Raw genomic sequence first — 19,951 nt, forward strand, 5'->3', positions numbered from 1 at the left:
CACCCTATAGATGCACAAAAAACGGGCAAAACTACCTGGTTCGCAAAACTGCGTCTAAAGTTAAACCGGGACCTCGCGAGCAAGGGTGAGACGATGGCGCTTTACACAATTGGTGAAGTGGCGTTGCTTTGTGATATTAACCCTGTCACGTTACGCGCGTGGCAGAGGCGTTACGGGTTGCTGAAACCGCAACGGACAGACGGCGGTCATCGACTGTTCAACGATGCCGATATTGACCGTATCCGCGAGATCAAACGCTGGATCGACAACGGCGTGCAGGTCAGCAAAGTTAAAATGCTGCTCAGTAATGAAAATGTTGATGTGCAGAACGGCTGGCGCGATCAGCAAGAAACATTACTGACCTACCTGCAAAGCGGCAATCTGCATAGCCTGCGAACGTGGATCAAAGAGCGCGGTCAGGATTACCCCGCCCAGACACTCACCACACATCTGTTTATTCCTCTGCGCCGACGACTTCAATGCCAACAACCGACTCTCCAGGCGCTGCTGGCGATCCTCGACGGCGTACTGATCAACTACATCGCCATTTGTCTGGCTTCGGCACGTAAAAAACAGGGTAAAGATGCGCTGGTGGTTGGCTGGAATATTCAGGATACCACCCGTCTGTGGCTGGAGGGCTGGATTGCCAGTCAACAAGGATGGCGCATTGATGTCCTCGCCCACTCGCTCAATCAACTACGCCCTGAACTATTCGAAGGTCGTACATTGCTGGTGTGGTGCGGTGAAAATCGAACCTCCGCCCAACAGCAGCAACTCACCAGTTGGCAAGAACAAGGCCATGATATTTTCCCACTCGGCATTTAATGATTCGTTAACAAATGCGCTTTACTGTACAATCCTTTCGTTAACATAAGGAGTGCATTATGCGCATAGCTAAAATTGGGGTCATCGCCCTGTTCCTGTTTATGGCGTTCGGCGGAATTGGTGGCGTCATGCTCGCAGGTTATACCTTTATTTTGCGTGCTGGCTAAGCGCCTGCACCAGCCTTTCAAACAGGCGGTCTGCGATGATCGCCGCCAGTGCCACCAGTAACGCCCCCTGGATCACATACGCGGTATTAAATCCGCTAAGCCCGATGATGATGGGCGTACCCAGCGTGCTGGCCCCTACCGTTGAGGCGATCGTCGCCGTACCAATGTTGATAATCACCGAAGTTCGCACGCCCGCCAGAATCACCGGAGCCGCCAGCGGTAGCTCGACCTTACGCAGTCGCTGACCACGACTCATTCCCATACCTTTCGCAACTTCTGTCACGCTGGCATCGATCGCTCCCAGCCCGGCAAGTGTCGCCTGCAGGACGGGCAGCACACCGTAAAGGATCAAGGCGATAATCGCTGGTTGCAGACCAAAGCCGATCACCGGAACGGCAATCGCCAGCACTGCGACAGGCGGAAAAGTCTGTCCAACGGCGGCAATAGTTTCCACCAGTGGGCGAAATTCCGCGCCCCACGGGCGAGTGACAGCAATTCCGGCACCAGTGCCAATGATCACCGCAAACAAACTCGACATTCCCACCAGCCAGAAATGAGCCAGTGCCAGAGCTGCAAAACTTTCTTGCTGATAAACGGGTCGTGGCAGTTGTGGGAACAAGGCAGCAAACAGCGGCTGGCTGTAAGGCAGCCAGAAAATCAGTGCCACAAACAAAGCAATGAGCCAGAACAGCGGATCGCGCAACATCTTCATAAGCTTACGCCTCCTCCAGCAGATCCTGAAAATGCAGCGTGCCGCAAGGCTGGCCCTGCGTGTTCACCACCGGCAGCACCTCGCATCCCCGCGCGACAAACAGGGAGAGCGCATCGCGTAGCGTCATCTCTTCTGCCAGTGCCTCACCTTCTGCCCGTTCTTCGCGACGCACGTAATCCGCCACACTACGTAACGAAAGCAGGCGCACCCCCAGTTCACTACGTCCAAAAAACTGGCGGACAAAATCATTCGCCGGACGAGTCAGCATCGTCAGCGGATTCCCCTGCTGCACCACTTCACCGTGATCCATCAATACCAGATGTTCTGCCAGCCTTAGCGCCTCATCAATATCATGAGTGACCAGCACAATAGTGCGCCCCAGCAAACGGTGAATGCGCGTCATCTCTTGTTGCAACGCGCCGCGCGTTACCGGGTCCAGTGCGCCAAAAGGTTCATCCATCAGTAAGACTTGCGGATCGGCAGCCAGTGCGCGCGCCACTCCCACACGTTGCTGCTGACCACCGGAAAGCTGATGCGGATAACGCTCACGCAAATTTGACTCCAGCCCCAGTAGCGTCATTAATTCGTCGATACGATCGTCAATCCGTGCCCGCGACCATTTTTGTAATTGCGGCACGGTAGCGATGTTTTGCGCCACGCTCCAGTGGGGGAACAGGCCAATAGATTGAATGGCATAGCCCATCCGGCGGCGCAACTCCAGTACTGGCAGCGAGCGAATTTCTTCTCCGGCAAAGCGGATCACGCCGCTGTCATGTTCCACCAGGCGGTTAATCATTTTCAAGGTGGTGGATTTGCCGGAGCCAGATGTGCCAATCAGCACCGAAAAACTCCCTTCCTGAAAATTGAGATTAAGATCGTTAACGGCTTTTTGTGCGCCAAACAGTTTGCTGACATGGCTAAATTCAATCATTACGTTTCACCTTCAGCAGTGCGATAAGCAAATCGAACAGGGCATCGATCAGCACCGCCAGAACAATTACCGGGATCACCCCCAGCAACACTAAATCAATGGCGCTGCTTAGCAGCCCCTGGAAAACCAGCGCACCAAAACCGCCTGCGCCGATTAACGCCGCAATCACCGCCATACCTACAGTTTGCACCATCACCACCCGCAGGCTGCGCAGAAATACCGGTAACGCCAGCGGTAACTGAACATGCAGGAATCGCTGCGCCCCGCTCATCCCCATCGCTCTGGCGCTCTCCAGCACATCGCGCGGGATCTGGTTCAAGCCTACTACCACGCCGCGCACCAGCGGCAGCAAGGCATAGAGCACCAGCGCAATCAGTGCGGGTGTCATTCCGGTTCCTGCTATGCCGAGCTTCCCCAGCCACGGAAAGGCCGTCACCAGCGCGGCAAGCGGCGCAATCAACAGGCCAAAGAGCGCCACCGAAGGCACGGTCTGAATGACATTGAGCAGAGAAAAAATTGCCCCCTGCCGCGCAGTGGAAAAGTAGCACCAGATGCCCAACGGCACACCAATCACTAACGCAGGCAGCACCGCACCAAACAGCAACGTCAGATGTTGTGCCAGCGCGTCGTCAAACACATCCTGACGGTTGGCGTATTCTTTCATTAGCGAGAGATCGTTAAGCGTGCCGGAGTACAGCAACCACAGCGGAATAATGGCAATCTGCATATGCAACAACCAGCGCCACAGCGGATGCGTGGAGATTCGGCGGATGGCATCGCTACAGGCCAGCAATGCCAGCGCCGCAGCCAGCCAGAAACCACTGCCGAGGCTGGTACGCGCCAGCGCACTGCCATTTTGCGCCAGTTGTGTCGCCGCCTTTCCCGCGCCCCACACCAGCAATACGAAGACGAATTGCGCCAGAATGAGTGCACAAATGCTGCCTTTTTTACCGGGAATAAAACAGGCCGTCAGCCAGGCGCAACCAACGCCCACCAGCATCCAGATCGTTTGCGGCCACAGCTGCCAGAGATGACGCCCCTCACCCGAAACTAAACGATTAGGCGCGTAACTGATAAACGGCAGCGCCGCTGCGATTGCCGTCAGCAACAGCAGCAGCGCCAGAACAGGATTAATACGGAAATAAGTCACGGGAAATTACTTCGTCCACCCTTTTTGTTTCAGGTAGTCGGCAGCCACTTTTTTGGCATCCAGTCCTTCCACAGCAATGCTGGCATTCAGTTGCTGCAATGTTTTTGCATCGAGGCTGGCGAAGACTGGCTGTAGCCACTGTGCCATTTGCGGATACTCCTTCAACACCGACTCACGCACCACTGGTGCAGGCGCGTAGATAGGTTGCACACCTTGCGGATCGCTTAAGGTTTGCAGCCCCAGCGCCGCTACCGGGCCGTCAGTGCCGTAAGCCATTGCAGCATTAACGCCAGAGGTTTGCTGGGCAGCGGCTTTGATCGTCACCGCCGTGTCGCCACCAGCCAGTGACAGCAACTGATCCTGACCGAGCTTAAAGCCATAGGCTTTTTCAAACGCGGGTAACGCATCGGCGCGTTCGATAAACTCTGCCGAGGCTGCCAGTTTGAAGGTGCCGCCCTCTTGCAGATAACGACTCAGGTCGGCAAGCGAAGTGAGTTTATTTTTCTCTGCCACATCCTGACGCACGGCGATAGTCCAGGTGTTATTTGCAGGCGCGGGCGTCAGCCAGATTAACTTGTTGTGCTCCGAATCGAGCTTTTTGACTTTCTCGTAACCTTGCTGCGCGTTTTTCCACGCTGCATCGTTTTCATCTTTAAAGAAGAAAGCGCCATTGCCGGTATATTCCGGATAGATATCCAGTTCACCGGAAGTAATCGCCCCGCGCACCACAGGAGTCGTTCCGAGTTGCACTTTATTCACCGTCGGTACGCCGTGGCTTTCCAGCACCTGCAAAATGATATTGCCGAGTAGCGCACCTTCGGTATCGATTTTTGAACCGACTTTAACGGGGGAAGCCGCCTGTAGCGGCAGGGGCACTGTTGCAAATAGTCGGTGGTGATAAACTTATCATCCCCTTTTGCTGATGGAGCTGCACATGAACCCATTCAAAGGCCGGCATTTTCAGCGTGACATCATTCTGTGGGCCGTACGCTGGTACTGCAAATACGGCATCAGTTACCGTGAGCTGCAGGAGATGCTGGCTGAACGCGGAGTGAATGTCGATCACTCCACGATTTACCGCTGGGTTCAGCGTTATGCGCCTGAAATGGAAAAACGGCTGCGCTGGTACTGGCGTAACCCTTCCGATCTTTGCCCGTGGCACATGGATGAAACCTACGTGAAGGTCAATGGCCGCTGGGCGTATCTGTACCGGGCCGTCGACAGCCGGGGCCGCACTGTCGATTTTTATCTCTCCTCCCGTCGTAACAGCAAAGCTGCATACCGGTTTCTGGGTAAAATCCTCAACAACGTGAAGAAGTGGCAGATCCCGCGATTCATCAACACGGATAAAGCGCCCGCCTATGGTCGCGCGCTTGCTCTGCTCAAACGCGAAGGCCGGTGCCCGTCTGACGTTGAACACCGACAGATTAAGTACCGGAACAACGTGATTGAATGCGATCATGGCAAACTGAAACGGATAATCGGCGCCACGCTGGGATTTAAATCCATGAAGACGGCTTACGCCACCATCAAAGGTATTGAGGTGATGCGTGCACTACGCAAAGGCCAGGCCTCAGCATTTTATTATGGTGATCCCCTGGGCGAAATGCGCCTGGTAAGCAGAGTTTTTGAAACGTAAGGCCTTTGAATAAGACAAAAGGCTGCCTCATCGCTAACTTTGCAACAGTGCCGCGGCAGGCTCACGGCTGCCAACATAACCAGTGAACCTGCCCAGAGCTTTAAGAGTGGCATGATGCTTTCCTCATTCTTTTACTGTTGTTTTCAGCGAATTAAGAGAAAAGCATAGTTGATAATGGCGGGGTTAGCTTGAGCGGAAGGATTCAGTTGCAGAATCAGATAAATACTTAAGAGGCATATTCGGTCCGGCGTTTCCTGCCGGATGCGGCGCGAGCGCCTTATCCGGCCTACAAAGGGCGCAAACGTCGCGCCCTTACTAAAGCATTACAGCAACTCAAACTCGCCTTTCTTAACGCGTGCGGAATCAGTGCCGATAAATACATTGAACTTGCCAGGCTCGGCGTCATATTTCATCTGTTGATTCCAGAACTTCAGCGCCTCAATATCGATCGGGAAGCTGACAGTCTGAGTTTCGCCCGGTTTCAGGGTGATTTTCTCAAAGCCTTTCAGCTGTTTCACAGGGCGACTCATGGAAGCCGTCACATCCTGCAAGTACATCTGCACTACCGTGGCCCCCTCGCGCTTACCGGTGTTCGTCACCTGCACGCTGGCAGTCACTTTGCCGTCACGCTTCATGGTCGGCGCAGAAAGTTTCACATCAGAGACGGTGAAAGTGGTGTAGCTCAGCCCATAGCCGAACGGATACAACGCCCCGTTAGCTTCATCAAAATAACGCGAAGTGTATTTGTTCGGCTTGTCGGCATTATACGGGCGACCGGTATTCAGATGGCTGTAGTACACCGGGATCTGCCCGACAGAACGCGGGAAGGACATTGGCAGCTTGCCGGACGGGTTGTAATCGCCAAACAATACATCGGCAATTGCATTACCGCCTTCAGTCCCCGCAAACCAGGTTTCCAGAATCGCATCAGCCTGCTGATCTTCTTTCACCAGCGCCAGCGGACGCCCGTTCATCAGCACCAGCACCAGCGGTTTACCGGTGGCTTTCAGCGCCGCAATCAAGTCACGTTGGCTTTGCGGAATAGTGATATCGGTCCGGCTGGAGGCTTCGTGCGCCATCCCCTGTGCTTCACCGACTACAGCCACCACCACATCAGATTGTTTCGCCGTCTGCACCGCTTCATCAATCATCTCTTGCGGCGAACGCGGATCGACTTTGACCGCTTCTTCATACTGATTCAGGAAATCGATAATGCCTTTGTCACTGGTAACGTTCGCCCCTTTGGCATACAGCACTTTACCGTTTTCACCGACGGAATTTTTAATCCCGGTCAGTACGGTCACGGATTGATCGGCAACACCGGCTGCGGACCAGCTGCCCATCACGTCACGTTTACTGTCCGCCAGTGGCCCAACCACCGCAATGGTGGCCGATTTTTTCAGCGGTAACGTTTCGAGACGGTTTTTCAGCAACACCAGGCTTTCGCGCGCCACTTCACGCGCTTCTTTACGGTGCAGGCGGCTTTCGGCATTGGTATCCACCGGGTCAGACTCTTTCGGCCCCAAATGGCTGTATGGGTCGTTAAACAATCCCATATCATATTTAACGTTCAGTACATGGCGGGCAGCATCGTCCAGCTCTTCCATCGTCACTTTGCCGGATTTGATCAACCCAGGCAGATACTTCGAGTAATACTCGTCGCTCATACTCATGTTGATTCCGGATTTCAGCGCCACGCGCACCGCATCTTCCGGGTCTGCCGCCGTGCCATGTTTAATCAGCTCTTTGATTGCACCGTGATCGGAAACGGTGATGCCTTTAAAGCCCCACTGGTCGCGCAGAACATCTTTCAGCAGCCAGGAATCGGAGGTGGCTGGCGTGCCGTTCAGCGAGTTCAGCGCCACCATCACCGCGCCGCTGCCTGCGTCCAGCCCCGCTTTGTACGGCGGCATATAATCATTAAACAGGCGCTGCGGACTCATATCGACGGTGTTGTACTCTTTACCGCCTTCTACCGCGCCGTATGCGGCAAAGTGTTTGACGCTGGTCATCACCGAGTAGCGATCTGCCGGGCTTTTACCCTGCATCGCTTCCACCATGGTTTTACCCATTGTTGAGGTGAGATACGTATCTTCGCCAAAACCTTCGGAAGCACGTCCCCAGCGCGGATCGCGCGAGACATCGACCATCGGTGCCCAGGTCATATTCAGGCCATCATCTGCCGCTTCATAAGCAGAGACACGTCCGACCGTTTTCACTGCATCGAGGTTAAAAGACGAGGCCAGACCGAGGCTAATCGGGAACACCGTGCGCTGACCGTGCAGCACGTCGTAAGCAAAGAAAAGAGGAATTTTCAGGCGGCTTAATTCCATCACCTGATCCTGCATGGCGCGGATATCCTGACGGGTTACGGTGTTGAAAATCGCCCCAACCTGACCGTCTTTGATCATCTCGCGGATCGCCTCTTTCGGGTTATCCGGGCCGACGCTGATTAAGCGCAGCTGACCAATTTTCTCATCAACTGTCATTTTCTTAAGCAGTTCGGTGACGAACGCATCCCGCGCTTCGGGCGTTAATGGATGGTTGCCGAATAAATCATCCGCCAGTGCTGGCTGCAGGGCCAGACTCACCGCGATTCCTACTGAACATAGCCATTTCATATGGATTTTTCTTCCTCTGTTGCCCGACGAGGCAGCGAAAATGGTGCAAAAACCGTAGTTTGCCATAAGCATGATGGAGAGAGAAAAAGAATGCTCAGTTTATTGTCTGAATTTTCAAAATATTCACTCGCTGAATTGTCATACAAGGCGCTATTCTAGTTTGTGATATTTTTTCGCCACCACAAGGAGTGGAAAATGTCTTCCATGACAACAACTGATAATAAAGCCTTTTTGAATGAACTTGCCCGTCTGGTCGGTCATTCACACCTGCTCACCGATCCCGCAAAAACGGCCCGCTATCGCAAGGGCTTCCGTTCTGGTCAGGGCGACGCGCTGGCTGTCGTTTTCCCTGGCTCACTACTGGAATTGTGGCGGGTGCTGAAAGCCTGTGTCACCGCCGACAAAATTATTCTGATGCAGGCTGCCAATACAGGCCTGACCGAAGGATCGACGCCAAACGGTAACGACTATGATCGCGATATCGTGATCATCAGCACCCTGCGTCTCGACAAGCTGCACGTTCTTGGCAAGGGCGAACAGGTGCTGGCCTATCCGGGCACCACGCTCTATTCGCTGGAAAAAGCCCTCAAACCGCTGGGACGCGAACCGCACTCGGTGATTGGATCGTCGTGTATAGGCGCATCGGTTATCGGCGGTATTTGTAACAACTCCGGCGGCTCGCTGGTGCAACGTGGCCCGGCGTATACCGAAATGTCGTTATTCGCGCGTATAAATGAAGACGGCAAACTGACGCTGGTGAACCATCTGGGGATTGATCTGGGCGAAACGCCGGAGCAGATCCTTAGCAAGCTGGATGATGATCGCATCAAAGATGACGATGTGCGTCACGATGGTCGTCACGCCCACGATTATGACTATGTCCACCGCGTTCGTGATATTGAAGCCGACACGCCCGCACGTTATAACGCCGATCCGGATCGGTTATTTGAATCTTCTGGTTGCGCCGGGAAGCTGGCCGTCTTTGCGGTACGTCTAGATACCTTCGAAGCGGAAAAAAATCAGCAGGTGTTTTATATCGGCACCAACCAGCCGGAAGTGCTGACCGAAATCCGCCGTCATATTCTGGCTAACTTCGAAAATCTGCCGGTGGCCGGGGAATATATGCACCGGGATATCTACGATATTGCGGAAAAATACGGCAAAGACACCTTCCTGATGATTGATAAGTTAGGCACCGACAAGATGCCGTTCTTCTTTAATCTCAAGGGACGCACCGATGCGATGCTGGAGAAAGTGAAATTCTTCCGTCCGCATTTTACTGACCGTGCGATGCAAAAATTCGGTCACCTGTTCCCCAGCCATTTACCGCCGCGCATGAAAAACTGGCGCGATAAATACGAGCATCATCTGCTGTTAAAAATGGCGGGCGATGGCGTGGGCGAAGCCAAATCGTGGTTGGTGGATTATTTCAAACAGGCCGAAGGCGATTTCTTTGTCTGTACGCCGGAGGAAGGCAGCAAAGCGTTTTTACACCGTTTCGCCGCTGCGGGCGCAGCAATTCGTTATCAGGCGGTGCATTCCGATGAAGTCGAAGACATTCTGGCGTTGGATATCGCTCTGCGGCGTAACGACACCGAGTGGTATGAGCATTTACCGCCGGAGATCGACAGCCAGCTGGTGCACAAGCTCTATTACGGCCATTTTATGTGCTATGTCTTCCATCAGGATTACATAGTGAAAAAAGGCGTGGATGTGCATGCGTTAAAAGAACAGATGCTGGAACTGCTACAGCAGCGCGGCGCGCAGTACCCTGCCGAGCATAACGTCGGTCATTTGTATAAAGCACCGGAGACGTTGCAGAAGTTCTATCGCGAGAACGATCCGACCAACAGCATGAATCCGGGGATCGGTAAAACCAGTAAACGGAAAAACTGGCAGGAAGTGGAGTAAAAATTACGGATGGCAGAGTATCGCCATCCGAATTCACTTAATCGTTCTGTGCCGTCTGCCCCGCCGCCGCCATTTGGGCGGCTTTTTGTTTTTTATAGCTCAACGCTGCTGCCGGCACAGGCATCACTTTACCGGTTTCAATCCAGGTACGCAGGCGGCTGGCATCGGCAAAATGGGTATATTTGCCAAACGCGTCCATCACTACCAGCGCCACCGGTTTATTATTGATAACCGTACGCATCACCAGACAATGGCCCGCCGCATTGGTAAAGCCGGTTTTGGTTAACTGAATATTCCAGTTATCGCGATACACCAGATGATTAGTATTGCGGAACGGCAGCGTATACGTCGGGTTAGAGAAGGTTGCCATATCTTCCCGGGTAGTACTTAACTGCCCGATCAACGGATATTGTTTGCTGGCAATGAGCAGTTTGGTTAAGTCACGGGCAGTTGAAACGTTATGCACCGACAATCCGGTAGGTTCAACAAAGCGCGTGTTGTTCATTCCGAGCGATTTCGCTTTCGCATTCATTGCCTTAATAAAGGCTTTGTAACCACCGGGATAATGGTGCGCAAGGCTTGCCGCCGCGCGGTTTTCTGAAGACATCAGCGCCAGCAACAGCATATCTTTACGGCTGATTTCGCTATTCAGTCGTACGCGCGAATAGACCCCTTTCATCTCCGGCGTCTGGCTGATATCCACTTTTAGTTTTTCATCCAGCGGCAGTCGTGCATCCAGCACAACCATCGCGGTCATTAATTTGCTGATAGACGCAATCGGACGCACCAGATCCGGGTGGTTCGAATAGATCACTTTGTTGGTATTCAGATCAACAATCATCGCGCTACCGGAGGCAATTTCCGGTTGTGAAGCGGTGGTAGCGGCTGCCGTTTTCGCAACGGCCTGCGGTGCCAAAGGCACAGCCAGCATCAGGGCCAGGCTAAATAAAGAAACTCGAAATTTCGGCATGATGAGCATTCAGATAGTGGTTCACGCGCACGGGTTGCGCACCGCCGGAGTAAGGATTTACTGAGGCTAGCGACGCCATCATAACGAGCAAAAAGTGCGATCGTCAAAGGAGAATCGTGAGGAAATGCTGCATTGCTGACATTTACGCCAGCAATGCAACGTCAAAGAACTTTCTAGAACAGGCGATACCCGTAGCCCCATAGTATAACGGTTAGGGCGAGCAGCACTTCCAGTACCAGCACGCCAATCGCCAGCGTCGAACTAGAGAAGCTAAGGCCTTCCTCTTTGTTGATATTCAGGAAGCTCGGAATACCAAGGTAAAGCAGGTAGCCGGTGTAAAACAGCGCCACCGTGCCGACCAGCGCACACAACCAGACCAGCGGATAAAGCGCCACCAGACCGCTTAAAAACAGCGGAGTTGCAACGTAGCCCGCGAAGACCATGCAGTGCGCAAGTGACGGACGCTGCGGATAATTACGCGCCATCCACCAGATGACCCGCCCCATTACCGCAACCCCAGCCAGCATAACGCCATAAAACAGGACAGCCAGCGCCAGTCCGGTAAACCAGGATAACTTCAGGATAGTGCCATCGCCAAAATTCCAGCCAATCTGTGTAGTGCCAATGAAGGCGCAAATCACCGGAATCGCCGCCATCAGCAAAACGTGGTGGGTGTAATGGTGAGAAATCGTTTCGTTTTCGCGATTAATCACCTGCATTTCACGATCGGGATGGGAAAACAGTCCCCAGACATGGCTCATACCGCCCCCTTGTTGTGAGTTCATGAACCTGACAGTTCAAGTATAAGTCAGCTTGTGATTATTTTTTGTTCGCCCATGTAATTTTCACTGTCTGATGAACGTCCTTTTTCAGCGTGAATGATTCACAGGGTGTATGCTTACTGGCAACCAAAGGGAGACAGACTGGCCTATGGATCTCAATACACTTATCTCACAATATGGTTATGCCGCGCTGGTGATCGGTAGCCTGGCGGAAGGTGAAACCGTGACTTTGCTGGGAGGCGTTGCGGCGCATCAGGGGCTATTAAAGTTCCCGCTGGTGGTACTTTCTGTGGCGCTTGGCGGCATGATTGGCGACCAGGTGCTCTATCTGTGCGGGCGGCGGTTTGGCGGCAAGCTGTTACGCCGTTTCTCGAAACATCAGGATAAAATTGAGCGGGCGCAGAAACTTATCCAACGCCATCCGTATCTGTTTGTCATTGGTACGCGCTTTATGTATGGCTTTCGGGTGATTGGCCCGACGCTGATTGGTGCCAGCCAGCTGCCGCCGAAAATCTTTCTGCCGCTGAATATTCTCGGCGCATTTGCCTGGGCGTTGATTTTTACCACTATTGGTTACGCTGGTGGTCAGGTGATTGCGCCGTGGTTGCACAATCTCGACCAGCATTTGAAGCACTGGGTCTGGTTGATTCTGGTCGTGGTTCTGGTGGTGGGCGTGCGCTGGTGGCTGAAACGGCGCGGGAAGAAAAAGCCGGATCATCAGGCGTAAAACCATTGCCCTGGGTAAGGCGTTCGCGCCGCATCCGACATCCGGTGCACCATGCCTGATGCGACGCTTGTGCATCTTATCATGCCTACCAAAATTTTACCCATTGAAATAACCACGCACCTCACTGCGCTATTCTGGGTTGAACTGCGGATTCGCCAACATAAAGCCGCCATCCACTATCAACGACTGCCCGGTGGTGTAATTTGCGCCCTCTGAGCACAGCCACGCTACCAGGCTGGCAATCTCATGCGTTGCGCCAAAACGCCGCAGAGGAATCGAAGGCTCCGCGTCGGGCTTCACGTCGCTGTCATCCATGCCATTCATTGGCGTGGCGATCGCCCCAGGCGCGACTGCGTTCACCAAAATCTTATGCCTGACCAGCTCCAGCGCCATCGTTTTGGTTAACCCGCCGAGCGCATGTTTAGCGGCTGTGTAAGCGCTGGCATCCGGCAGCGGCGTATGTTCATGTACCGACGTAATGTTGATGATGCGACCGCCCTGCCCTTGTTTCACCATCTGGCGGGCCGCAATTTGTGAGCATAAAAATGCACCATCGACATCAACGGTAAAAATCTTGCGCCACTCATCGAAAGCCATATCAAGAAACGGCGCTTTGGTCATTGCGCCCGCATTATTCACCAGCACATCAATACGCCCCAGCCGTTGAATGAGTTTCTCCAGCGCCTGCGCACCTTCTGGCAGTTTACCGAGATCCAGCTGCACGATCTCCGCACGTACGCCGTGGCTAACTACCTCACGCGCGGTATCTTTTGCCCCTTCTTCATCTGAGTGCCAGGTAATGCCAATATCAAACCCCTGCTGCGCCAGTAATAACGCGCACTCTTTGCCGATCCCCGAATCGGAGGCGGTAATAATCGCAACCTGTGCCATCGAGTTCTCCACTTAACGCTGAATAAACGTTAAGTATAGAAGGCGCATATCATCAGCGTTTGTAACCCCCGCCCAACGCACCAGTGAGTTGAATGGAAGCATCCAGCCACTGCCCTTGCAATAACAGGCCATTGGCCCGCTCACGCAGCGCGGGGATTCTGGCTTCGCTGACGCGGGAACCAGCAATGATGCCCGCGTTAAAGCGCGCCTGCGCAAGACCTACCACACGCAAGGCATCGCGCTCAATTTGCGCCTGATGCTGGTTTTTCTCCGCAAGTGTCTGAACCTGACTGGCTGCCCGCGCCACGTCATTCACCGCTTCAACCACCGCTTTGTTGTAGCTGGCGATAGACAAGTTGCTTTCGGCTTTTGCGATATCGAGATTGGCGTTAAGACGACCACTATCGAAAATGGGTAGCGTCAGGCCTGCCGTAACGCCCATTTGCTGCGCGGAATGACGGAACAGATCGCTTAAGTGCAACGCATCCTGTTGCAGGAAGGCCATCAGGTTGATGTCAGGATAAAATGCCGCTTTTGCCGCATCAATGGTGCTTAGCGATGACTCAACGTACCAGTGCGCCGCCTGCAAATCTGCCCGCCGGGCCAGTAAGGAGTACCCCAGTTCATCAGGAAGCTGGCTTGCCACTTTCGGCAACGCGACCGGTTTAAGCTTCAATGACTTTGTCTGGTTATTTGTAAGTGCGCTTAACCGTGCCTCAATAATTTTCATTTTCCCCGCGACATCGTTGAGCTGCTGCCGGGTTTTGCTGGCATTAATATCGGTTTCCACACCTTCAACTGAAGAAGTAATCCCGTTCTGATATAGCTGGCGATCGGTCGCGATAATGGTGTTCTGCTCTTTTTCTATTTGCTGCAAGACCGTGTTTAACGCCGCCTGGGTTTGCCACTCCCAGTACAGGCGGGCTACGCTGCCAGCCAGCAATTGGCGGGTTTGCTCGCGTTCCGCCGCCCGTGCTTTAACCGTACCCAGGCGGGCAGTAACCTCCGCCCGATTCTTTCCCCAGATATCGAGATGCCAGCCCGCCGTTAAGCCAAAAGTTCCGTTGGTGTACCACGGACCGGTCGTACCTGCGGCCGGATCGTTCAGAGCAAACGGCCCCATTAAGCCTTCTGCCGACATTTTTTGCCGCTCCATATCCGCAGAAAAGTCGATCTGCGGACCATCCTGAGTAGCAATTGCCTTCGCCTGGGCTTCAGCTAGCTGAATGCGCTGTTCAGCCACCTGCATATCCGGTGCGTTCTGTAGTGCATTGTTAATTAAGGAAGTGAGTTGATTATCGTGATACTCCAGCCACCATTGGCTGTCTGGCCAACCATTTTTCAGCGCCGTGGGTAATGCGGTGTCAACTTGTGCAGCGGGCGTTTGCTGGCTTAACGCCTGGCGGGTTTCATGCATAGGCGCACACCCGGCCAGCATCAGTAACAGCGGAAAACAGGCGATGGCGGGATAAAAGGAATCACGATTCATGGGGGAATAATCAGGTAAGAAAAGGTGCGCGGAGATTACCGTGTGTTGCGATATATTTTTTAGTTTCGCGTGGCAATACATCAGTAGCAATAAAACGACATATCCAGAAAAATATACACTAAGTGAATGATATCTTCCGATTTATCTTAATCGTTTATGGATAACGGCAAAGGGCTTCGTTTTTTCCTATACTTATTCAGCACTCACAAATAAAGGAACGCCAATGAAAATTATACTCTGGGCTGTATTGATTATTTTCCTGATTGGGCTACTGGTGGTGACTGGCGTATTTAAGATGATATTTTAAAATTAATTAATGTCATCAGGTCCGAAAATAACGAGAATATTTCAGTCTCTCATCCTGTTGCGCTCCTGTCATGTGCATTGCTTCATATAATCACTGGCGCAAGGAGCGCGCAGGGGGCGGCCAATCGCCGCCGCCCCCTGCACCCCCGGGCTCTGGCGAACAAAATCGCCGCTGCGCGGTGCCCTCGGCTTATCCCTTACGGCTACCGGGTCGGGCGCGAGGTAACATCCCTGTAAAACGCGCCCTCAGCCCACATCCATGTGGGCTGCCCCGGCCTTCAGGGAACGCCTCGGCAATTTTGACGCCACCAAACAACCGTGCGGCCTATTGATAAAGAGCTAACACATTGTCAAAAAACATCACTATGGTTTTTTAGAGTTTCTCGATATCAATTGCCTGAATAGCCCTTGCAATATCAGGGGAATTATTCAACACCCGAACATGCTGAAATAATTCCGTTGCTTCATCGTATTCTTTACGCAAATAACTCAACCACTGTTTAATCCGCGCAACGTGATATAACCCGGTATCGCCCTGCTTTTCCAGACGGGTATATTTTTGCAGCAAAGCAACCACCTCCGGCCACGGCATTCGCGGTTCGTTATATTTTACCACCCGGCTCAGGTTGGGAATATTGAGCGCCCCGCGACCAATCATCACTGCGTCGCAGCCGCTGATCGCCATACATTGTTGCGCACTCTGCCAGTCCCAGATTTCACCGTTGGCAATCACCGGAATATTCAGCCGCTGGCGAATCTCGCCAATCGCCTGCCAGTCAATATGCTCCGCGCGGTAACCCTGCTCTTTTGTCCGTCCATGCACCACCAGCTCCGTAGCACCAGCCTGTTGAACCGCATCGGCGATTTCAAATTTCTTCTCACCGCTGTCCCAGCCCAGACGCACTTTCACGCTGACGGGCAAATGCGCCGGTACAGCTTCACGCATCGCTTTTGCACCCTGGTAGATGAGTTCAGGATCTTTGAGTAACGTCGCCCCACCACCGCTACCGTTGACCGTTTTCGACGGGCAGCCGCAATTGAGATCCACGCCCCAGGAACCTAACTCCACCGCACGGGCGGCGTTCTCTGCCAGCCATTGTGGGAACTGACCTAACAACTGCACGCGCACCAGCGTACCAGATGGTGTCCGGCTGGCGTTTTGTAGCTCAGGGCAAATGCGATGAAAGACTTTTACCGGCAGCAGTTGATCCACCACGCGGACAAACTCGGTGATGCACAGATCGTAGTCGTTAACTTCGGTCAGCAATTCACGCACCAGAGAGTCAAGCACTCCCTCCATCGGTGCCAGTAACACACGCATATCATCACCCGCAAAAAAATGAGGCGCTATGTTAGCGCCTATGGTCAACGGATTAAAGGTCTGCAAAGAGGGATTGCTGCAAACTGCAATCCCTCTCTATGCTTGATGTATGCCTGAGTTCGCTGCTCATTGCGTAATACCGGGGAGCGAAAAAATAAGCGCTGATTTCTTAATGTGATCGGTAGCACGTTTTACGAATTAATTGTATGATGAATCCATCTCATCTGGGGTGTTGATTATGAGTAAGACACTGAACATTATCTGGCAATATTTACGCGCTTTCGTCCTGATTTATGCCTGCCTGTATGCAGGCATTTTCATTGCTTCCCTGCTACCGGTAACCATTCCGGGCAGCATCATCGGGATGCTGATCCTGTTTGTCCTGCTGGCCTTGCAAATTCTTCCGGCGAAATGGGTCAATCCGGGGTGCTACGTACTGATTCGCTATATGGCGCTATTGTTTGTGCCGATTGGCGTAGGCGTCATGCAATATTTTGATTTGCTCCGCGCACAGTTTGGCCCGGTAGTGGTTTCCTGTGCAATCAGTACGCTGGTGGTTTTTCTGGTGGTGAGCTGGAGTTCGCAACTGGTACACGGTGAACGTAAAGTCGTAGGTCAGAAAGGATCAGAAGAATGATGGCGAATATCTGGTGGTCATTACCGCTGACGTTGATTGTCTTTTTTGCCGCCCGCAAACTGGCGGCACGGTATAAGTTTCCCCTGCTTAACCCGTTGCTGGTAGCAATGGTGGTGATCATTCCTTTTTTAATGCTGACCGGCATCTCTTACGACAGCTACTTTAAAGGTAGCGAAGTGCTAAACGATCTGCTGCAACCGGCGGTCGTCGCGCTGGCCTATCCTTTATATGAGCAGCTACACCAGATCCGCGCGCGCTGGAAATCGATCATCACCATCTGTTTTATCGGCAGCGTGGTTGCGATGGTGACGGGGACTTCCGTGGCATTGTTGATGGGCGCTTCACCGGAAATCGCCGCGTCAATCCTGCCGAAATCAGTCACCACGCCTATTGCAATGGCGGTTGGCGGCAGTATTGGCGGTATTCCGGCAATCAGCGCAGTTTGCGTGATTTTCGTCGGCATCCTCGGCGCGGTATTTGGCCATACATTGCTTAATGCGATGCGTATTCGTACCAAAGCTGCGCGCGGTCTGGCAATGGGGACTGCCTCGCACGCCCTCGGTACGGCGCGCTGCGCCGAGCTGGATTATCAGGAAGGTGCATTTAGTTCGCTAGCGCTGGTGTTATGCGGGATAATTACTTCGCTGATCGCACCGTTCCTTTTCCCGATTATTCTGGCAGTAATGGGCTAAAAATTTGCGATGCGTCGCGCATTTTTGATGTAAGTTTCACGCGTTGCATAATTAATGAGATTCAGATCACATATAAAGCCATAACGGGTTCGTAAACTGTTATCCCATTACATGATTATGAGGCAACGCCATGCATCCACGTTTTCAAACCGCTTTTGCCCAACTTGCGGATAACTTGCAATCTGCACTGGAACCTATTCTGGCAGACAAGTACTTCCCCGCTTTGTTGACCGGGGAGCAAGTCTCATCGCTGAAGAGCGCAACGGGGCTGGACGAAGACGCGCTGGCATTCGCACTACTTCCGCTGGCGGCGGCCTGTGCGCGTACGCCATTGTCGAATTTTAATGTTGGCGCAATTGCGCGCGGTGTGAGCGGAACCTGGTATTTCGGTGCCAATATGGAATTTATTGGTGCGACAATGCAGCAAACCGTTCATGCCGAACAAAGCGCGATCAGCCACGCCTGGTTGAGTGGTGAAAAAGCGCTTGCAGCCATCACCGTTAACTACACGCCTTGTGGTCACTGCCGTCAGTTTATGAATGAACTGAACAGCGGTCTGGATCTGCGTATTCATCTGCCGGGCCGCGAGGCACACGCGCTGCGTGACTATCTGCCGGATGCCTTTGGGCCGAAAGATCTGGAGATTAAAACGCTGCTGATGGACGAGCAGGATCACGGCTATGCGCTGACTGGTGATGCGCTTTCTCAGGCGGCGATTGCAGCGGCAAACCGTTCGCACATGCCTTACAGTAAGTCGCCAAGCGGTGTCGCGCTGGAATGTAAAGACGGTCGTATTTTCAGTGGCAGCTACGCTGAAAACGCCGCATTCAACCCGACTCTGCCACCGTTGCAGGGAGCGTTAATTCTGTTGAATCTCAAGGGTTATGATTACCCGGATATCCAGCGCGCGGTTCTGGCAGAAAAAGCCGATGCGCCGTTGATTCAGTGGGATGCCACCTCCGCAACGCTGAAAGCTCTCGGCTGTCACAGTATCGACCGAGTGCTTCTCGCTTAAGCCTGGTGCCGGATGCGGCGTGAACGCCTTGTCCGGCTTGCCAGCCCTCTCCTGGTGTCGAAATTCCCGGCAAACAGTTTGCCGTTTCTTGCGCAAAACCAGCGGGTAAAGTAGCCTGATGGAAATTTTCCTTAGATCGAGTCTCCTGCATGTTAAAGCGCGTGTTCCTCAGCCTGTTAGTCCTGATCGGCTTGCTGCTGTTGACTGTGCTCGGCCTCGATCGCTGGATGAGCTGGAAAACCGCGCCTTATATCTACGACGAATTGCAGGATCTCCCCTACCGCCAGGTCGGTGTGGTGCTCGGAACAGCAAAATATTATCGTACTGGCGTAATTAATCAGTATTATCGCTACCGCATTCAAGGAGCGATTAATGCCTATAACAGCGGTAAGGTAAATTATCTATTACTGAGCGGCGATAACGCATTGCAAAGTTATAATGAGCCGATGACCATGCGCAAAGATTTAATCGCTGCTGGTGTCGACCCATCAGATATTGTTCTCGATTACGCAGGCTTTCGTACGCTGGATTCCATCGTGCGTACACGCAAAGTTTTCGATACTAATGATTTCATTATTATCACCCAACGTTTCCACTGTGAGCGGGCATTATTTATTGCGCTGCATATGGGGATTCAGGCTCAGTGTTATGCCGTACCGTCACCGAAAGATATGCTGTCAGTACGTATTCGCGAATTTGCCGCCCGTTTCGGTGCGCTGGCTGACCTTTATATTTTTAAACGTGAACCGCGTTTTTTAGGGCCGCTGGTCCCTATTCCGGCTATGCACCAGGTGCCGGAAGATGCGCAGGGGTATCCCGCCGTCACACCCGAACAGTTACTTGAATTACAAAAGAAACAAGGAAAGTAGTTATGGATGTACAGCAGTTTTTTGTCGTTGCCGTTTTTTTCCTTATTCCGATATTTTGTTTCCGCGAAGCATGGAAAGGCTGGCGCGCAGGCGCGATTGATAAACGGGTTAAAAATGCACCGGAACCGGTGTATGTCTGGCGAGCAAAAAATCCCGGACTCTTTTTCGCTTATATGGTGGCATATATCGGCTTCGGAATTTTATCTATCGGCATGATTGTTTATCTTATTTTCTATCGTTAATATTTTCTCTTTTCTGTTAATTATTGAGAATAATTATTACTTCACTCAATAAGC

At 52.8% G+C, this 19,951-nt stretch carries 21 protein-coding genes; 11 read left to right on the forward strand and 10 right to left on the reverse strand.

The annotated features are described in order from the left end of the window. The first annotated feature begins 93 nt into the window (after window positions 1-93). Window positions 94-825 carry an HTH-type transcriptional regulator MlrA gene (gene mlrA / locus QZF50_RS10310; protein WP_001240401.1) on the forward strand — a complete coding sequence of 244 codons (732 nt, stop codon included), beginning with the start codon at window positions 94-96 and terminating at the stop codon, window positions 823-825. 59 nt (window positions 826-884) lie between these two features. Then, window positions 885-992: a protein YohO gene (locus QZF50_RS10315; RefSeq protein WP_001216961.1), complete on the forward strand. Its 108-nt coding sequence runs from the start codon at window positions 885-887 to the stop codon at window positions 990-992. Here QZF50_RS10315 and yehW read toward each other — a convergent pair. Genes yehW through osmF form a run of 4 tightly spaced genes read right to left on the reverse strand, consistent with a single transcriptional unit; the run spans window position 973 to window position 4,661 of the window. Continuing rightward, window positions 973-1,704 (reverse strand): glycine betaine ABC transporter permease YehW, encoded by a 732-nt coding sequence (gene yehW, locus QZF50_RS10320; RefSeq protein WP_001471850.1) that lies wholly within the window; start codon window positions 1,702-1,704, stop codon window positions 973-975. The genes QZF50_RS10315 and yehW overlap by 20 nt on opposite strands. Before the next feature lie 4 nt (window positions 1,705-1,708). Further along, window positions 1,709-2,635 (reverse strand): glycine betaine ABC transporter ATP binding protein YehX, encoded by a 927-nt coding sequence (yehX, locus tag QZF50_RS10325; RefSeq protein ID WP_001748561.1) that lies wholly within the window; start codon window positions 2,633-2,635, stop codon window positions 1,709-1,711. Next, window positions 2,628-3,785, reverse strand: coding sequence for a glycine betaine ABC transporter permease YehY (gene yehY / locus QZF50_RS10330; RefSeq protein ID WP_001471852.1), 1,158 nt, complete (start codon window positions 3,783-3,785; stop codon window positions 2,628-2,630). The genes yehX and yehY overlap by 8 nt, the downstream gene beginning before the upstream one ends. 6 nt (window positions 3,786-3,791) lie before the next feature. After that, window positions 3,792-4,661 carry a glycine betaine ABC transporter substrate-binding protein OsmF gene (gene osmF / locus QZF50_RS10335; protein ID WP_290376432.1) on the reverse strand — a complete coding sequence of 290 codons (870 nt, stop codon included), beginning with the start codon at window positions 4,659-4,661 and terminating at the stop codon, window positions 3,792-3,794. A gap of 58 nt (window positions 4,662-4,719) precedes the next feature. Between osmF and QZF50_RS10340 the strand changes: the two genes are divergently transcribed. Then, a complete protein-coding gene (locus tag QZF50_RS10340; RefSeq protein ID WP_001067856.1) occupies window positions 4,720-5,424 on the forward strand; it encodes an IS6-like element IS26 family transposase in 705 nt (234 codons plus the stop codon). Between the two features lie 323 nt (window positions 5,425-5,747). Here the strand turns inward: QZF50_RS10340 and bglX are convergent, their stop codons facing one another. Then, window positions 5,748-8,045 (reverse strand): beta-glucosidase BglX, encoded by a 2,298-nt coding sequence (gene bglX / locus QZF50_RS10345; RefSeq protein ID WP_000871517.1) that lies wholly within the window; start codon window positions 8,043-8,045, stop codon window positions 5,748-5,750. 195 nt (window positions 8,046-8,240) lie between these two features. On the opposite strand from bglX, the gene dld reads away from it, so the two are divergent. Further along, window positions 8,241-9,956 (forward strand): D-lactate dehydrogenase, encoded by a 1,716-nt coding sequence (dld, locus tag QZF50_RS10350; RefSeq protein ID WP_000097369.1) that lies wholly within the window; start codon window positions 8,241-8,243, stop codon window positions 9,954-9,956. A 37-nt stretch (window positions 9,957-9,993) separates the two neighbouring features. Here the strand turns inward: dld and pbpG are convergent, their stop codons facing one another. Continuing rightward, window positions 9,994-10,926 carry a D-alanyl-D-alanine endopeptidase gene (gene pbpG, locus QZF50_RS10355; protein WP_001295432.1) on the reverse strand — a complete coding sequence of 311 codons (933 nt, stop codon included), beginning with the start codon at window positions 10,924-10,926 and terminating at the stop codon, window positions 9,994-9,996. A 173-nt stretch (window positions 10,927-11,099) separates the two neighbouring features. Beyond that, window positions 11,100-11,687, reverse strand: a complete 588-nt coding sequence (locus QZF50_RS10360) for a Yip1 family protein (protein ID WP_001295454.1) — start codon at window positions 11,685-11,687, stop codon at window positions 11,100-11,102. A gap of 169 nt (window positions 11,688-11,856) precedes the next feature. On the opposite strand from QZF50_RS10360, the gene QZF50_RS10365 reads away from it, so the two are divergent. After that, on the forward strand, window positions 11,857-12,435 hold the full coding sequence (locus tag QZF50_RS10365; RefSeq protein WP_001296821.1) for a DedA family protein: 579 nt from the start codon (window positions 11,857-11,859) through the stop codon (window positions 12,433-12,435). A 129-nt stretch (window positions 12,436-12,564) separates the two neighbouring features. Here QZF50_RS10365 and QZF50_RS10370 read toward each other — a convergent pair whose 3' ends face one another. Further along, entirely contained in the window at window positions 12,565-13,326 is a 762-nt protein-coding gene (locus QZF50_RS10370; RefSeq protein WP_000079526.1) for an SDR family oxidoreductase, read from the reverse strand. A gap of 52 nt (window positions 13,327-13,378) precedes the next feature. Beyond that, window positions 13,379-14,815: a multidrug resistance outer membrane protein MdtQ gene (mdtQ, locus tag QZF50_RS10375; protein ID WP_001078114.1), complete on the reverse strand. Its 1,437-nt coding sequence runs from the start codon at window positions 14,813-14,815 to the stop codon at window positions 13,379-13,381. A 223-nt stretch (window positions 14,816-15,038) separates the two neighbouring features. On the opposite strand from mdtQ, the gene yohP reads away from it, so the two are divergent. Beyond that, the gene (gene yohP, locus QZF50_RS10380; RefSeq protein ID WP_000691708.1) at window positions 15,039-15,122 is read left to right on the forward strand and encodes a small membrane protein YohP; all 84 of its coding nucleotides are present in this window, start codon (window positions 15,039-15,041) and stop codon (window positions 15,120-15,122) included. 372 nt (window positions 15,123-15,494) lie between these two features. Here the strand turns inward: yohP and dusC are convergent, their stop codons facing one another. Next, window positions 15,495-16,442, reverse strand: a complete 948-nt coding sequence (gene dusC, locus QZF50_RS10385) for a tRNA dihydrouridine(16) synthase DusC (protein ID WP_001264873.1) — start codon at window positions 16,440-16,442, stop codon at window positions 15,495-15,497. A gap of 238 nt (window positions 16,443-16,680) precedes the next feature. On the opposite strand from dusC, the gene QZF50_RS10390 reads away from it, so the two are divergent. From QZF50_RS10390 to QZF50_RS10410, 5 genes are all read left to right on the forward strand, one after another. Next, the gene (locus tag QZF50_RS10390; protein WP_001299855.1) at window positions 16,681-17,079 is read left to right on the forward strand and encodes a CidA/LrgA family protein; all 399 of its coding nucleotides are present in this window, start codon (window positions 16,681-16,683) and stop codon (window positions 17,077-17,079) included. Continuing rightward, window positions 17,076-17,771 (forward strand): CidB/LrgB family autolysis modulator, encoded by a 696-nt coding sequence (locus QZF50_RS10395; RefSeq protein WP_000968208.1) that lies wholly within the window; start codon window positions 17,076-17,078, stop codon window positions 17,769-17,771. The genes QZF50_RS10390 and QZF50_RS10395 overlap by 4 nt, the downstream gene beginning before the upstream one ends. A gap of 130 nt (window positions 17,772-17,901) precedes the next feature. Continuing rightward, window positions 17,902-18,786 carry a cytidine deaminase gene (gene cdd / locus QZF50_RS10400; RefSeq protein WP_000553555.1) on the forward strand — a complete coding sequence of 295 codons (885 nt, stop codon included), beginning with the start codon at window positions 17,902-17,904 and terminating at the stop codon, window positions 18,784-18,786. Window positions 18,787-18,935: 149 nt separating this feature from the next. After that, entirely contained in the window at window positions 18,936-19,655 is a 720-nt protein-coding gene (sanA, locus tag QZF50_RS10405; RefSeq protein ID WP_000920064.1) for an outer membrane permeability protein SanA, read from the forward strand. A gap of 2 nt (window positions 19,656-19,657) precedes the next feature. Further along, entirely contained in the window at window positions 19,658-19,897 is a 240-nt protein-coding gene (locus tag QZF50_RS10410) for a DUF2542 family protein (protein ID WP_000383096.1), read from the forward strand. Window positions 19,898-19,951 lie beyond the last annotated feature (54 nt).

Origin of the sequence: uncultured Escherichia sp., assembly GCF_948475835.1 — a bacterium.
GTDB lineage: Bacteria > Pseudomonadota > Gammaproteobacteria > Enterobacterales > Enterobacteriaceae > ECMA0423.

What these genes read in the sequence shown, in the direction of transcription:
- yehX (WP_001748561.1), bottom strand. Translation starts at nt 2,635, where the DNA reads ATGATTGAATTTAGCCATGTCAGCAAACTGTTTGGCGCACAAAAAGCC.
- mdtQ (WP_001078114.1), bottom strand. Translation starts at nt 14,815, where the DNA reads ATGAATCGTGATTCCTTTTATCCCGCCATCGCCTGTTTTCCGCTGTTA.
- bglX (WP_000871517.1), bottom strand. Translation starts at nt 8,045, where the DNA reads ATGAAATGGCTATGTTCAGTAGGAATCGCGGTGAGTCTGGCCCTGCAG.
- QZF50_RS10365 (WP_001296821.1), top strand. Translation starts at nt 11,857, where the DNA reads ATGGATCTCAATACACTTATCTCACAATATGGTTATGCCGCGCTGGTG.
- QZF50_RS10390 (WP_001299855.1), top strand. Translation starts at nt 16,681, where the DNA reads ATGAGTAAGACACTGAACATTATCTGGCAATATTTACGCGCTTTCGTC.
- yohP (WP_000691708.1), top strand. Translation starts at nt 15,039, where the DNA reads ATGAAAATTATACTCTGGGCTGTATTGATTATTTTCCTGATTGGGCTA.
- QZF50_RS10340 (WP_001067856.1), top strand. Translation starts at nt 4,720, where the DNA reads ATGAACCCATTCAAAGGCCGGCATTTTCAGCGTGACATCATTCTGTGG.
- cdd (WP_000553555.1), top strand. Translation starts at nt 17,902, where the DNA reads ATGCATCCACGTTTTCAAACCGCTTTTGCCCAACTTGCGGATAACTTG.
- QZF50_RS10410 (WP_000383096.1), top strand. Translation starts at nt 19,658, where the DNA reads ATGGATGTACAGCAGTTTTTTGTCGTTGCCGTTTTTTTCCTTATTCCG.
- QZF50_RS10370 (WP_000079526.1), bottom strand. Translation starts at nt 13,326, where the DNA reads ATGGCACAGGTTGCGATTATTACCGCCTCCGATTCGGGGATCGGCAAA.
- pbpG (WP_001295432.1), bottom strand. Translation starts at nt 10,926, where the DNA reads ATGCCGAAATTTCGAGTTTCTTTATTTAGCCTGGCCCTGATGCTGGCT.
- QZF50_RS10315 (WP_001216961.1), top strand. Translation starts at nt 885, where the DNA reads ATGCGCATAGCTAAAATTGGGGTCATCGCCCTGTTCCTGTTTATGGCG.
- QZF50_RS10360 (WP_001295454.1), bottom strand. Translation starts at nt 11,687, where the DNA reads ATGAGCCATGTCTGGGGACTGTTTTCCCATCCCGATCGTGAAATGCAG.
- sanA (WP_000920064.1), top strand. Translation starts at nt 18,936, where the DNA reads ATGTTAAAGCGCGTGTTCCTCAGCCTGTTAGTCCTGATCGGCTTGCTG.
- dld (WP_000097369.1), top strand. Translation starts at nt 8,241, where the DNA reads ATGTCTTCCATGACAACAACTGATAATAAAGCCTTTTTGAATGAACTT.
- QZF50_RS10395 (WP_000968208.1), top strand. Translation starts at nt 17,076, where the DNA reads ATGATGGCGAATATCTGGTGGTCATTACCGCTGACGTTGATTGTCTTT.
- dusC (WP_001264873.1), bottom strand. Translation starts at nt 16,442, where the DNA reads ATGCGTGTGTTACTGGCACCGATGGAGGGAGTGCTTGACTCTCTGGTG.
- yehW (WP_001471850.1), bottom strand. Translation starts at nt 1,704, where the DNA reads ATGAAGATGTTGCGCGATCCGCTGTTCTGGCTCATTGCTTTGTTTGTG.
- mlrA (WP_001240401.1), top strand. Translation starts at nt 94, where the DNA reads ATGGCGCTTTACACAATTGGTGAAGTGGCGTTGCTTTGTGATATTAAC.